This window comes from Tenacibaculum sp. (assembly GCF_048269885.1).
Classification (GTDB): Bacteria; Bacteroidota; Bacteroidia; order Flavobacteriales; family Flavobacteriaceae; genus Polaribacter.
This window is the reverse complement of record NZ_JBLWTZ010000001.1, coordinates 95770-109899: the sequence shown is the minus strand read 5'-3', so window position 1 is coordinate 109899 and position 14130 is coordinate 95770. Positions and strand designations below refer to the sequence as shown.

Below are 14130 nucleotides of genomic sequence, written 5' to 3'. Positions count from 1 at the left end.
AATAGTCATTAAATGGCTCAAACAAAAACCAATAAGAAAGTGAAAAAATTATTTACATCATCAGTCGTACAAGACAAAGAAGAAAAAAAAAATATCGCTGGCAAGTCAGCATAAGTGTTTTGGTTATCTTCATTTTTGGTTCATTGCTAAATATCCCTTTCAGTAGAGAAGTAAAGCGATTAAATATCGCGGCGGGAAATACTTCCATTAAGTTGAATGAATCAACGATTAACGACCTAATTCCTGTTTTAATAAGCAGTTTAATTTTAGGCTTGATATTGGTTTTTATTGGTGTGTGGGTTTCTTCAAAAGCCAATTTGGGAGCTCCTGTGATTGCTAGAATGTTTTCAAAAAAACCAATTAGTAAATTAATAAACGGTACGTCAATCATATCAAGTATTCTTCTAGCAATTTTAGTGGCTCTGTTTTTATTAGGTCTTTTTGAGCTGCAAAGTGAATTTTATCCTATTTCAGGTAAAATTTCAAGACCATCCAAATCATTTTATGCCCTAGTATCATTCTCTGCGGGTATTAGCGAAGAAATAATGTTCAGATTAGGATTAATGTCCTTGATTATTGCAGGGATTCAATATTGGAAAAAAGTAGAAAACCCGTCGAATAAAACAATTTGGACTGGCATTATAATTTCTGCAATATGCTTTGGGATTATGCATCTCCCGTTATCTAAAAACTTTGTGGAGTTAACGCCTTTTACAATTGGTGTAACCATGATTGGAAACTTAATAACAGGGGCAACATTTGGGTGGATATTTTGGAAGCGTGGATTATTGGTAGCTATTATATCACATATTGCTTTTGATTTAGTATTTCACGTAATCGGAACACCCTACACATAGCAATAAGAAAAGCTCATACTGTATATAATTAATTGCTGGTATAAGTCTACTTTCAAAAAGTTATTGCGAGCTTACTAACAGTCATCTAATTGTTAACTTTAGTGTTTAAACACGCTACTGATCTTATACTAACCGTTACCTACAAGATAAACAGTACTAACTAGATTTAAAACAAGTAAGAGTATTCTCACAAACTATTTATTTAAATGAGCTGTAATATTAAGGCAGCTATCTTCCATAGATAACCTTTTTAAAAATGAAAAAACTAATATTAATCAATTTACTGTTTCCTTTATTTATTATTGGATACAAAACTGACATCAAACAACTTCAAAGTAAAGAAGATTCCATAAACAATGCATATGTTATAACTATAAGTAAAGACCAACCTCGAGTAGCAAAAGTTAGAGCTAAATTGCATCCAGATGGAAATCTAATTAAAATGAACGAATTTAATGAACATGGTTTAGAGAATGGTTGGGCCACTTTTGTTGAAAATGTTCAGGTAAGCGATAGCCATGGACGTTCTCTTAAAGTTATAGCAAAAAAGAATAGTCAGTGGGAGTTACCAGATTATAAAGAAGGTATTGTAAACCTTTCTTATCAGGTAAATCTTAAACACGATTTACTTGTTCCAGCAATTAAAGGCGGAGATAATGGAGCTGCTTATGCAAATAATGATGGAGTTATGTGGGCGGGAAGAGCTTTGTTCATTGGAGGTAAGCCAACCACGAATATCCGTGTTCAATTTGATTTGCCTACAAATTGGAATGTGACAACACAATGGAGAAAGTTAGCAAAAATAGGAGGTATTTTTAAAGCTGACACAAGCAACGATTTATTTTATTCAGCATTTTTTGCAGGAACGCACAAGCATACTGAACTTATAACAGGAAATGTTTCTTTAAGAATAGCGATGTCTGGAAACTTTACAGATGCAATGTCTACTAAGGTAAAGGAACAAGTTGAACTGTATTTTAAATATTACGGTGATAGGTATAAGTCTCCATTAAAGGCTCAAATGGTTTTAATACTGGGAGATAGAGATTATGGAGGTGGAGAAGTAATGGGAAAAGCTATTTCCATTTCGCTAAGCCCTAGAACAAAAAAAGAAATGGCAATTAATAATGGCATGACAAATAATACATCTCGCCTTATTGCTCATGAGCTTTTTCATAGTTTTGCTTTTGACCAACTTGAGGTTGATGATTCAGGCAAAAAAGCATCACTATATGAATGGTTTAACGAAGGTTTTGGGGCTGAATATGGAGCCTTTACAGCATTAGTTAGAACTGGTGTATTAACTGAATCTGAATTTCTAGACGAAGTTCTTTATAGGATGAAAGAATATCAAACAGCAGTTGATGGTAAATTAACGCTTGTTTCTGCAGGAAACGATAAGTTCAAGCATTCTACCACAGTATATTGGGGTGGACTCATGGCTGCTATTTCACTAGATTTTCTAATTCGAAATGAAACCAATGGTAAAAAAAATCTAGACGACTTATGGGCATACTTGTTAAAAACATATCCTAAAAAAGGTAAGGCATTAACATTCCCTAAGATTTATGATGCTACTTTAAAATTATACGGGAAGAAAATATCTGATGCTCTAAAAAATTATACATGTTCCCCTAATGAAATTCCTTTTTTTGAAAATGCAAAACTTATGGGGCTCAACTTTGAAAATGACAAACTGATTCTTTCTAAAAATACCACCGAAAGACAGAGAAGATTGTGGTACGGTTTTTTATCTAACTAATTTGAACCTCGCAAATACAATTGTTGAAACCAAGCATTGTAATAAAAAATTAAAAGACTATCAAATATACCACAATTTAAATGAGTTAAAATCAAAAGCAAAACACTAAATATAACAACATACATAATACATTGTTTGTTCTAGCTTACTCCTGAAACGCTTCCTTTGCAGGAACTTTAGCATAATAAACAATAATACATTCTTGATTTTGGCGGAGTTCTGCTGGTTTGTAGTCTGCAAAAATTTTTACGGAATTTTCATTTGTAAGCTTAGGTCTTTCTTTATTCCTTTACAAGGATTTGAAAAAGAATAATCAAAAGCCTCAATTCAAACACAGTTTTTTATCTTTAAAAAAATAAATTACTAACGTTGTTTGTGCTTATCACACAGTAATAGTACCAAAGGTGGGACTCGAACCCACACGCCCTTGCGAGCATCGGATTTTGAATCCAGCGCGCTTTGAAGTTATTCAGTTACATTTTTACTAATAATCAATCACTTATGTTGTTTTAACATTTAAACAAATTCGTTAAAACCCATATAAAACCATAATTTGTTTTAGGTATGTTTTAGGTAAAACCATCATTCTTTTATATCTTTATTGAAAATAAAAACGTTATGGCATCAATAAAGATAATACTTTGGAAGCATGATAAAAAGAAAGATGGAACATTTCCAATAGCACTGCGTTTAACTCAAAATAGAAAGACACGTTATATTTTTACTGGAAAGTATCTTTTTGAAAAAGATTGGGATGCATCTGCAAGTAAAGTAAAGAAATCACACCCTAACTCTACACGCTTAAACAACTTTCTTTTAACCAAATTAAAAGAAGCAAATAAAACATTATTAGATTTAGAAACAGAGGATAAATCTATTTCCTCAAAAGAGTTGAAGAAAGAAATTACCAACCCTCTTAGCAGTAAGAGTTTTAATGAGCTATCTCGAATATATCTCAAAGAACTTGAAGATAATAAAAAGCTTACACGGTTCTCTACAGATAGAGCAAGAGTGAACCATTTTATTGAATTTGCAAATTCTGAAAACATAAACTTTAGAGAAATAGATGAAGCTTATTTGCGAAAGTATATGACGTTTTTAAAAGTGCGAAAAAACAACTCTCAACGCTCTATAATCAATTCTTTGATTGTCATTCGTACAATTTATAACAGAGCAATAAAAATGGGTGTTATTGAGCGTAAATATTATCCATTTGGAGCTGATAAAATACGTATTAAATTTCCCGAGACAGAGAAAATAGGTTTATCTGTTGAAGAAATGAAATCATTAGAGTCATTAGAAAACTTAACCCCACAAGAAGAACACGCAAGAAATGTGTGGTTGTTTAGTTTCTTTTTAGCAGGAATGCGTGCCGCTGATATTTTAAAAATACGTTGGAGTGATATTTATGATGGGCGATTACATTATCGAATGAATAAAAATGAAAAAATCCTATCGCTAAAACTACCAGAAAAAATTTATCCAATCCTAAAAGTTTATGAAATAGAAAAGCGAAATGCTGACGACTTTATTTTTCCTGAAATGAAGAAAGCTAATCAAGAAAATCCCAAAGATGTTTTAGCTAAAACCAAAACCGCAAATAAAAAATTTAATAAATATTTAGAAAACATAGCGAAAAAGGCAAAAATCGATAAAAAGTTAACTATGCACATAGCACGCCATACATTTGGTAATATTTCTGGAGATAAAATACCTATTCAAACATTGCAAAGGCTTTACAGGCACTCTTCTATAACAACTACAATTCAGTATCAATCAAACTTTATTCATAAAGATTTTGACGAAGCGTTAGATAACGTAGTTAATTATTAATCTAACTCATTAGTTTTTATATAAATAATAATCTCTTTAGTAACAAAATTTAAAAGACTTAAATTTTACTTATTACTTAGGCTAAAACCTATCTGGGCAAAGCTTTAGAATAAGATTTAATTTAGTAATTAAAAATTCTGTAAAAATGTGATTTTGTAGAGTAATTTCTATCTAAATACTAATAAAAAAATTAGAGGAGAAAGAGCAGACAGTATTATATATAACACTGAGAAATCCTTAATAAAAAACCAAACGCTTCTGTAAGGAAATCTATATCTTGCAGCATACCATCTGAGTAAACCATGAAATAACAGTAAAATAGATGCTACTAAAGTTTGATTAAAGACGTTGGAAAACACAAAACAAATGGCCGTTAGTAATATAACTAAAGTGACAAAAAATTCTCTTTTTTGTAATTTGAAATTATTTTTATTGATTAAAGTTTTATGAATACCACAGCATTTTGATATAGAACAGACAGCTTTTGCCCCCAAATAAGCTAAATTAATCGCTATAGCAAAAAGAAAAAAAACTACTAGATCAACTCTCTTACTGATAATAAAAATGAATGGGATAGTTAATGAGGCAAAAAAATAGCTGTATGTCCAGCTATTTCTTTTTTCAATTGTTTTATTATTTATTATACCATGTATGATTTTTTTTATGTGTCCTCCAGAATAAAGGCTTGCTCCCCAATAAAAAAAGCAAAACGATCCTGTAAAAGCATCTTTCTTGTAGAAAGTGAAAAATACGTAAAAAAGTATTCCTCCAAAAACTCCGCAATAATACCTGTATAGTATACTAAGTTTTTTTCGATAGTGAATCGGAATACTAACATTATTAATTAGTATTAGGCCTAACATTCTTTACAATGACCTTTTTTGATTGCCATAGCTTCACGCTTGATAACACCTGGATGATTTAAATATCTCAGATGTGGAGAAGATTCATATTTAGTAGTTATGAAACAAAAGGGTTTACAGGGTTTAGATTCCCTTAAATTTTGTACAGCATACCAAATAGGTTCGTTCGGATCTCCATTACCACAATCAATATTTGAAGAATCGAAAGAAGAAAATTTTTCAATTCCTTCACTTCCCATTTTACCCATAAGGTTTGATGAACCTTTAGTTAAAGAAGCTTCTATCCAAATAAATTTGCTTGAGTCGATAGTGTCTTTCAAAATCGTTGTAGTTCCATCTAAATTAGAAATTACTTTTTCTAATAGCTGAAAGCTTGAGCGATTAATCCCTAATTCCGTAATTTCTGGGATTTCTAGCTCTAATTTTGAATCAAATTCAATTATAAACTCTTCACTTATATTATCCTTTGTATATTTCCCTGAAATAACTTCGGGAACATCTAAGAAATAGGAGCCAATAGCTGGGTCTGAAAGCTCCATGTTGAAAGCATCACCACTATTTTGGAAATTATTATTATCTAATTCAAAATCTCCTCTTTCTTTCACATCAGAAAGATCTTCATAGTAAAGAGGCATTAATTGAAACAAAAATTCGATGGATACGCTTGAAGATACTTCAAAACTTTCTATTATATATTTTCTACATGCTAAGACTTGATCTAGATGCATTGAAGCGTCCATACGCCAGTGAAAAACATTTCTCATTTTAATATAGTTTTGTTAAAAGTTCAAATCCTGTTTTAGTAAATTTTCCTTGAGATCTAGAAGCATATGAGGTTGTAGATCCTATGTATATATCATACTTTTTGGCATTGTTTATTAAAGGGGTTGAAGCGTCTTTTGCTTTATCAATTACGTCATTGCAAATTGGCCAACATCTTTTGGCTTCAATACTTCTTTTCCATTTTCTCCATCTGGCCTGAATGAAAATATTCCCATATTGAGTACTTACACGGAGATAATAATCCATCCAAACCCTAACGGTAGTACTTATGTGTAAACAACTAGTAGATTTTTTCTTATAAACTCCTAAATCAACATAGTTGTTTTTAAACTCAATTCTGTTTACTCTAACTGCTTGTTTTCTAACTTCTCGTTCTATAAGTGGAGAAAAAAATTCTTTTCTAATAAAAACATATTGATTGAAATATGATTGATGTATTAAGCGAACCAGAGGTAAAGGGTATGCTATTTTTCTTTTGACATCAGCTTTTACAAAGCAGTCTAAAGAATTAGTAATCATAATATCAAAAGGTGATAGTGATAGATTATTAGAGTTTAGTTTAATCGGAGGAATCGATATATTAACATTATTCAGTTCATCGCTTATTACTTTGAGAAAAGTATCACGAATTTTATTTGGATTATTTTGGGAAATTGGAATTGACTCAAAAGGATCAGTCAAATTCATTTCAAGGTCATAAAATACAGGAAGAGAATTTATAAAGAACAAAATATTCTCATTAACACTCTTAGCATAAAGAAATAACTTAATTTTTAAATGTTGAACTTCACTTATATTACCTTTAATAGTTATTGGGCTAAGTAAAGTAAGGGTATTTTCAAATCCATCATTATCTGTATTTCCCTGAATTATGATTCTATTTGAGAAACTAATCGAGTATTTGAAGTTTCCATATTCAAATTGAAAAATTGATTGTGATAATTTTTGACCAATTATATTTTGAACGTAACCAAACCCATAAGAATGAGAAACATCAAATGACCTTGAGGTAATGTTTTTAGACAATTGATTAATAGCTTTGAACTTTAAAGGGACTACTTCATGATTAGCTTTTAAAGCTTCTTTGATTTCAAATTCAGTCTTCAGGACATCTTCTACCACGTCCTGTGTCAATAAAACTTTTTGGTTTAAATCTTCGAGCAATGAATCAATCTCATTAAGTATATTATCCATAACTATCCGATGTTAGAAACATTTGAGTTAATCTTTTCTAAGGTATCTTTTGTAGCCTTATTCGATGTTTTTAACTCTTGTTCGTTTGTTTTTGCTAAAGAATATAAAGGAGTTAAATACTCTTGCCTCAATGTATCAATGGCTCTGGCAATTACTTTCACTGATGATAGAATCTGTTTTACCCTTTTTTCTAATGGGTTTATAACTTCTGTTGTTATTCCTACAAATAACTTTCCATTTGTTATATCTACCTGTGGATTAATTTCCTCTTGAGAAGGAGCAGGACCTGTAGAAAATGTCAAGGTAATACTGTCATCTTCAAAAACAGAATCAAATTCAACATCAATTTTTGTTAATATATTCTTTAATGATACAGCATCTATCTTAATGTATCTATACAGGAATGAAAAAGGGTGCATATTACCACTTCCTCCACCAAAACGTCTTTCTCCAATAGAAGAAATATCATTTATCCAATCTATATTATTATAGTATTTTTCAAGTAGCTCTTTATCCTTAATTAGTTTAGCTTGATCATGTTCAAAATGGGATGCAAACTTTAGGTAGTTTTTAGCACCTTTTCTATAAGCTTGAATTAGATATTCCTTATTTAATTTCTTTAGATTGAAAATTATTTCTTCAAATAAAAGATCAGTTACGTTCAAATTATTAATGTACAATCTAATATCGTTTGGAGATATTAAACCATATGAAGATATCATAGGATCAAGCGAAGGTTTGGTATAAAACGATAAATGAATATCTTTAATCTGAAAGTTTTTACTTTTTTGAACAGGAAATTGAACTTCTCTATTCAGCGGTGTGAAATTTATATCCATAAAGGATAAACTTTTAAGGTTACTCATATTAAAGCTTGTTTATATTAAAAGATTTTATATCCTTTAAGAGTGTTCATAACTATTATCTCGTGTTTCAAAAAGCAAATACTACAGATAAAAATACAAAAAATTGTTTTGTATATAGAATATAAATACGTTATTAAAAATGATATTCTCTCAATTTTAACAACCTAATTCTTTTATATTATTTCTCTATTCAATTGAGAAATTAATAAATACTCTTATTTAAATCAGGCTCATTAAAATCTATTTTGTCGAAATCCTACCAAAGCAAAGTTTTCCTCGTTCTTCCCCCAAGCCTTCCCTGCTTTGAAAACCACTGTTTCTACAATATAATTATTGACTTTTCTTCCTGTTTTTAAAATTGTAAAATGATCTGGTGTTACCCTATATTGCATTTGTTGATTTTTACTTTTGCTAATCTCCATATCCTTGCTAAAGCTTAAATGCTCAAAATCCACTTTATGTTGACCAATCATTTGGGAAGCCCAAACATTGGTATCGTAGTTATCGTTACTGGCAAAATATTTTAAATTTAGGTTCCCTAGTAAACTTTTAGCTCTAGCTTCTGGCTGTTCATTACCCATTATAAAATACATATTATTAATATTTTGAGTAATATAAACCGTTGCCCCCCATGAGCTTCTTGCTGTGGTTTGAAACAAACTATCCCTTCTTGGATTGCAAAAGTTTTGATATTCATCAATCCACAAACCAACAGGTTTTGGAGTTTGTTCAAAATGAGTATTTAAATGCACTTTTTATTGCTTTTAATGCTGATTTTATACCCAAATATATCCACGCCCCTGGCAAGAAGGACAGGTTTCACTTCCTTTTCGGGCATTGTAAATACACCCCGTTCCATTACACATAGAACATGTTTGCTTGTGGCTTGAGCTACACTCTTGTTTAGCTTTTTCCATGATTACAGATTTAAGAATTAGTCTTTTTCAGTTTTCAGGAGGGTTTAAAACACTTCTTTTTGAAAAATATTTTGTACCTCTGTCCTGAGTTTGTCCGAAAATTAGATATACTCTGCCATCATAAGGAGTATCAGAATGCTTTTTCATTAAAATCTCATGTGTTTAGGTTCTTAAAGACCTGATTTTTAGTTAAAATTGAAAAAAACACCTCTTTTTATTTGAATATATGACCGAATATATCTAATAATCAGACAGTTGAATTTTAACCCGAAAAACAAAAATGTATAAACCAACGATCTCCCTACATGACTCTAAAGGGCAGCGTAAATACTTAAACCATGCGGAACGTTTGCGATTTTTGAAATGCACAGCAAGTCGCCCTGTAGCTATAAAATTATTTTGTCAATTGCTCTACTACACAGGCGCACGTATTGCCGAGATACATAATCTTACAGTGGACAGTCTTGATTTATCTAATAAGACAGTAGTACTGGAAACTCTTAAAAAAAGAAAACGTGGAATTTATAGAGAAATCCCTCTACCTGATTTCCTATTGGAAAATTTGGAAACTTATATTCACGAGATAAAGCAAGGAGAAGAAAGTTATCAACGCCTCTGGAGTTTTTCATTACGTAGCGCATCAAGGCATATCAAAACCATTATGATTGAAGCTGGTATTACTGGCGTTAGAGGATGCGCCAGAGGGCTTCGTCACGGATTTGCAATTCATGCTTTAGATAAAGCTCCTATAACGATCGTTAAAAAATGGCTAGGTCATAGTGCCTTGGAGACAACAGCAATTTATTTGAATGTTATTGGTACAGAGGAACGAGAAATAGCGAAAAGGCTTTGGATTAATGGAGGCATTACAGATAACCTTACCTGATATGTTCATAGCTATATAGCCAATGAACTGGTAGAAAGACTACAACATTTTCAATGGTGTTTCTATGATTTTTGGAAAGTTACATTCAATGAATGATGGCTTTTACACTACTTAAACATTGATGTCAAGTATTTTTTTTGAAAAAATGTTGATTTATTTCATCAGTACCCATCCTTCATCCTTTAAATAATAAGTAAATTTTACTTTGAGCTAAAAAAACTTGAAATATGGCTCAAAAAATAGTTATATTTGAGCTATAAGTAAAAAGTTTATAGCTCATGACTGCTTTTAAATGGAATTGGCAACATAAAAATTGGCCTGAATTCACCTATGATGAAACGGCTTTAAAGGAACTGGAATATGAATTTGTTCAATCCAGTGGTATTGCGTTGGGAGCTTTTAAGCATGTTTCTGATGATGAAAAAGAGCAATTACTTATTGAAGTATTGTCTGATGAAGCATTAAAAACCTCTGAAATAGAAGGTGAATATCTTGACCGTGATAGTATTCAAGAATCCATTAAAAGAAATTTGGGGTTATCTATAGAAAACAGAAAGCTTCCTGCTGCTGAGTTTGGTATTTCGGAGATGATGGTAAACCTCTATCAAACTTATGATGAATCATTAACTGATGAATATCTTTTTCAATGGCATAGAATGCTAACAAATGGTCGTAGAGATTTAATAGATATTGGACGTTATCGAACTCATGAAGAACCTATGCAGATAGTCTCTGGCGGAAGAGTGGATAGAAAGACGGTGCATTATGAAGCCCCCCCCTCTAAAAACATGACTGAAGAAATGAACCTTTTTGTTAAATGGTTTAACAAGTTACATTCTAAAGAAAATTCCACAATGTTACCCTTAGCTAAATCAGGTATAGCTCACTTTTATTTTCTAGCCATCCACCCATTTGAAGATGGAAATGGTCGTATAGCGAGAGCTTTGTCAGAAAAATCTATCTCTTTAGATTTAAAGCGCCCTGCCCTAATCTCCCTATCTCAAATGATAGAGAGAAACAAAAAGGCTTACTATGCTTCACTTGAAGCTCACAACTTTAAATTGGATTTAACCGACTGGCTTCTTTATTTTGGACAAACTGTTATTGATGCCCAAAATAACACTATAAAAATTATTGAATTCCTGATTAATAAAGCAAAATTCTTTGATCGTTTTGCTTCAATGATGAATGAACGTCAAACGATTGTTATACGTCGTATATTTAAAGAAGGACATCATGGGTTTAAAGGTGGACTAAGCGCAGTAAATTACACACGTATCGCCAAAACTTCTGCCTCAACTGCAACAAGGGATTTAAAAGATTTAGTTGATAAAAATATTTTGACTAAAACTGGTGAATTAAAAAGCACACGATATTATCTTAATTTAAAATAATACTTATTAAACTATGGAAATCAAAAAAGTTGTTATAACAAATTTCAAAGGCTTTAAAGACAAATTTACTATCATATTAAATAGTGGATTAAACATTATTGTAGGCGACAATGAAGCTGGTAAGTCTACAATTCTTGAAGCTATAAATTTAGCTTTAACTGGTATGTTCAATGGAAGATACATTCGTAATGAACTTTCTCAATACTTATTTAATGAAAAAGCTGTAAGCGACTATATTAAGAGTATTAAAGATGATAGCCCTCTTCCGCCTCCAAGCATTTGTATAGAATTGTTTATTAACGGAAAAGCTGAAGTAGCTCCCTTAGAGGGAGATAAAAACAGTGATGGAATTGGTCATAGTGGTATTTCATTTAGCATAGAGTTTAATGAAATTTATAAGTCCTCCTACGAAGCATTACTAAAAACAGGAGATGTTAAAACAATTCCAATTGAATATTATCACGTAGTATGGAGAAGTTTTGCCAGAGACGCCATTATTGCCAGAAACATACCTCTCAAATCTGCCTATATAGATTCTAGTAGTTCAAGAAACAAAAACGGATCAGATGTGTATATAGGGCGAATTGTCAAAGAACTTTTATCTGAAGATGAGATTGTAAGTGTATCGCAATCACACAGACAAATGAAAGAACAATTTATGGATGCTCCATCTATCGAAGCTATCAATCATAAGATTAGTGAGGCAGGTAAAATTTCAAACAAAGAGATTAAAATATCTGTAGAGTTGTCTTCAAGAAACGCTTGGGAAACAGGGCTAACGACTTATTTAGATAATATTCCTTTTCATTTTATTGGTAAGGGTGAGCAAAGTATTATTAAGACTAATCTTGCTTTAGCTCATAATAAGGCGAAAGAAGCTAATGTTATTCTTCTTGAAGAGCCTGAAAATCATCTATCTCACTCAAAATTAAACCAGCTCATAGATGCAATTAAAGAAGGAGATGATGATAAACAGATAATTGTTACAACTCATAATAGTTATGTGGCAAATAAGCTGGGGTTAGATGATCTAATATTACTTAATGATAGGAAAACATTAAAGCTTGATGATCTTTCACCTGAAACCAAAACGTTTTTTGAGAAAATATCAGGCTATGACACATTAAGATTAATGTTGTGTAAAAAAGCAATCTTGGTGGAAGGAGATTCAGATGAGCTTATTGTTCAAAGAGCTTATCAAGATAGAAATGAGGGAAAGCTACCTATTAACGATGAAATAGAAGTTATTTCCGTAGGTGTGTCTTTTTTAAGGTTTTTGGAAATAGCAGAAAAGTTAAATCAACCCGTTAGTATTGTCACCGATAATGACGGAAATATCGAAGCATTAAAGAAAAAATATAAAGACTATTTAGGGGGTAATACCAAATTAAATATTAAAATTTGTTTTGATAATATAATTGATACTGGGACACTAAAAATTGGTGACAAGCCTTTTAACTATAATACATTAGAACCAAAACTTTTAAAAGCTAATGATTTGACTACAATAAATAAAATGTTTGGAACTGAATATGAAGAAATAAATGATCTTCATAAATTTATGAGGAACAACAAAACCGAATGCGCTTTGAAAATATTCCAAGCAAATGAAAAAATTAAGTACCCTCAATATATATTAGACGCAATAACATGAATAAATTGATTATTGCATCTGCTGGTGCTGGTAAGACAACTTTTATAGTAAAAGATGCGCTTCAAAAAGCATTTCAAGGTAAAAGAATCCTAATTACAACTTTCACCGAAGCTTGTGAAAGTGAAATTTACCAAAAAATCATTGATGAATATGGCTGTATTCCAGAGAACATATTTATACAGACTTGGTTTTCATTTTTAATATCTCATGGCGTGAAACCTTATCAAGGTCAATTGTTTTCATTTGACACTAAAGGTATGATTTTAGTTAATGGTAGATCTGGGTTAAAATTTAAAGGTCGCTTTCCCGTTTATTGGGGTGAAGAAGAAAACTTTGAAAAATTCTATTTCAGTTCTCAACGCAAAATATATTCTGACAAATTAGCTCAACTTGTGATTAAATGTGAAATAGCATCTAAAGGAAAGGTGTTTGATCGTATTTCCAGATGTTTTGATGTTATTTATATTGATGAAGTTCAAGATTTGGCAGGATATGATTTAGAGGTTTTAGACTATCTCTTCAAAATAACTACAAATATTACTTTGGTGGGAGATCCTAGGCAAGCTATATACTCGACTAATAATTCAAGAAAAAATAAAAAATACGTTAAGTCAGAAATTATAAACTTTTTTGAAGATAGTAAGCTTCAAATTGAAACAGATGATACCTCTTTAAAAGTTAATTATAGATGCCCTCAATCAATCTGTGATTATTCAAATCTTCTTTATCCTGATTTACCAAAAAGTAATTCAGAAAACAGTCAAATTACAGGGCATGATGGATTATTTCTGCTTTCAATCAAAAACTTGGATAAGTATCTAAAAAAATATAATCCACTTCAGCTTCGGGATTCTATTAGAACTAAAGTAAACGAAGAATATCAGGCTCTTAATTTTGGTAAATCTAAAGGGTTAACTCTAGAAAGAGTAATAATTTACCCATCTGGACCAATGGTAAAATGGCTCACCAACCAGGATACTTTAATTTCAAAAGCTGCAAGGACTAAACTATATGTGGCTTTGACTAGAGCAAAGCACAGTGTAGCAATAGTATTAAAGGATAAAGACATAAAAAAAATAAGCAATTTACCTGTTTATAACTTTGATTAAAAATGAAAGAAA

General features: G+C 31.2%; 12 protein-coding genes. 7 read left to right on the top strand and 5 right to left on the bottom strand.

Going from position 1 to position 14130, the window contains the following annotated elements:
* Positions 1-212 precede the first annotated feature (212 nt).
* The 3 genes from ACN0WY_RS00435 (at position 213) to ACN0WY_RS00425 (ending at position 4452) form a co-directional block, all read left to right on the top strand.
* Positions 213-857: a type II CAAX prenyl endopeptidase Rce1 family protein gene (locus ACN0WY_RS00435; RefSeq protein WP_417799202.1), complete on the top strand. Its 645-nt coding sequence runs from the start codon at positions 213-215 to the stop codon at positions 855-857.
* 256 nt (positions 858-1113) lie between these two features.
* On the top strand, positions 1114-2619 hold the full coding sequence (locus tag ACN0WY_RS00430) for a hypothetical protein (protein ID WP_417799201.1): 1506 nt from the start codon (positions 1114-1116) through the stop codon (positions 2617-2619).
* 618 nt (positions 2620-3237) lie between these two features.
* Entirely contained in the window at positions 3238-4452 is a 1215-nt protein-coding gene (locus ACN0WY_RS00425; protein ID WP_417799200.1) for a tyrosine-type recombinase/integrase, read from the top strand.
* 167 nt (positions 4453-4619) lie between these two features.
* On the opposite strand, the gene ACN0WY_RS00420 is transcribed toward ACN0WY_RS00425, so the two are convergent.
* From ACN0WY_RS00420 to ACN0WY_RS00400, 5 genes are all read right to left on the bottom strand, one after another.
* Complete coding sequence (locus tag ACN0WY_RS00420) at positions 4620-5315, bottom strand: hypothetical protein (protein ID WP_417799199.1); 696 nt, start codon at positions 5313-5315, stop codon at positions 4620-4622.
* Positions 5309-6079, bottom strand: coding sequence for a hypothetical protein (locus tag ACN0WY_RS00415; RefSeq protein WP_417799198.1), 771 nt, complete (start codon positions 6077-6079; stop codon positions 5309-5311). The genes ACN0WY_RS00420 and ACN0WY_RS00415 overlap by 7 nt, the downstream gene beginning before the upstream one ends.
* A 1-nt stretch (position 6080) precedes the next feature.
* A complete protein-coding gene (locus tag ACN0WY_RS00410) occupies positions 6081-7292 on the bottom strand; it encodes a hypothetical protein (RefSeq protein WP_417799197.1) in 1212 nt (403 codons plus the stop codon).
* A 2-nt stretch (positions 7293-7294) separates the two neighbouring features.
* Positions 7295-8131 (bottom strand): hypothetical protein, encoded by an 837-nt coding sequence (locus ACN0WY_RS00405; RefSeq protein WP_417799196.1) that lies wholly within the window; start codon positions 8129-8131, stop codon positions 7295-7297.
* A gap of 260 nt (positions 8132-8391) precedes the next feature.
* Positions 8392-8910 (bottom strand): TraM recognition domain-containing protein, encoded by a 519-nt coding sequence (locus ACN0WY_RS00400; RefSeq protein WP_417799195.1) that lies wholly within the window; start codon positions 8908-8910, stop codon positions 8392-8394.
* Between the two features lie 445 nt (positions 8911-9355).
* On the opposite strand from ACN0WY_RS00400, the gene ACN0WY_RS00395 reads away from it, so the two are divergent.
* From ACN0WY_RS00395 to ACN0WY_RS00380, 4 genes are all read left to right on the top strand, one after another.
* On the top strand, positions 9356-9961 hold the full coding sequence (locus ACN0WY_RS00395; RefSeq protein WP_417799194.1) for a tyrosine-type recombinase/integrase: 606 nt from the start codon (positions 9356-9358) through the stop codon (positions 9959-9961).
* Positions 9962-10239: 278 nt separating this feature from the next.
* Positions 10240-11355, top strand: coding sequence for a Fic family protein (locus ACN0WY_RS00390; protein ID WP_113786298.1), 1116 nt, complete (start codon positions 10240-10242; stop codon positions 11353-11355).
* A gap of 13 nt (positions 11356-11368) precedes the next feature.
* Positions 11369-13009: an ATP-dependent nuclease gene (locus tag ACN0WY_RS00385; protein ID WP_417799193.1), complete on the top strand. Its 1641-nt coding sequence runs from the start codon at positions 11369-11371 to the stop codon at positions 13007-13009.
* The gene (locus ACN0WY_RS00380; RefSeq protein ID WP_417799192.1) at positions 13006-14118 is read left to right on the top strand and encodes a UvrD-helicase domain-containing protein; all 1113 of its coding nucleotides are present in this window, start codon (positions 13006-13008) and stop codon (positions 14116-14118) included. The genes ACN0WY_RS00385 and ACN0WY_RS00380 overlap by 4 nt, the downstream gene beginning before the upstream one ends.
* The last annotated feature ends 12 nt before the right edge of the window (positions 14119-14130 follow it).

What these genes read in the sequence shown, in the direction of transcription:
- ACN0WY_RS00395 (WP_417799194.1), top strand. Translation starts at nt 9,356, where the DNA reads ATGTATAAACCAACGATCTCCCTACATGACTCTAAAGGGCAGCGTAAA.
- ACN0WY_RS00390 (WP_113786298.1), top strand. Translation starts at nt 10,240, where the DNA reads ATGACTGCTTTTAAATGGAATTGGCAACATAAAAATTGGCCTGAATTC.
- ACN0WY_RS00430 (WP_417799201.1), top strand. Translation starts at nt 1,114, where the DNA reads ATGAAAAAACTAATATTAATCAATTTACTGTTTCCTTTATTTATTATT.
- ACN0WY_RS00420 (WP_417799199.1), bottom strand. Translation starts at nt 5,315, where the DNA reads ATGTTAGGCCTAATACTAATTAATAATGTTAGTATTCCGATTCACTAT.
- ACN0WY_RS00405 (WP_417799196.1), bottom strand. Translation starts at nt 8,131, where the DNA reads ATGGATATAAATTTCACACCGCTGAATAGAGAAGTTCAATTTCCTGTT.
- ACN0WY_RS00380 (WP_417799192.1), top strand. Translation starts at nt 13,006, where the DNA reads ATGAATAAATTGATTATTGCATCTGCTGGTGCTGGTAAGACAACTTTT.
- ACN0WY_RS00410 (WP_417799197.1), bottom strand. Translation starts at nt 7,292, where the DNA reads ATGGATAATATACTTAATGAGATTGATTCATTGCTCGAAGATTTAAAC.
- ACN0WY_RS00415 (WP_417799198.1), bottom strand. Translation starts at nt 6,079, where the DNA reads ATGAGAAATGTTTTTCACTGGCGTATGGACGCTTCAATGCATCTAGAT.
- ACN0WY_RS00425 (WP_417799200.1), top strand. Translation starts at nt 3,238, where the DNA reads ATGGCATCAATAAAGATAATACTTTGGAAGCATGATAAAAAGAAAGAT.
- ACN0WY_RS00385 (WP_417799193.1), top strand. Translation starts at nt 11,369, where the DNA reads ATGGAAATCAAAAAAGTTGTTATAACAAATTTCAAAGGCTTTAAAGAC.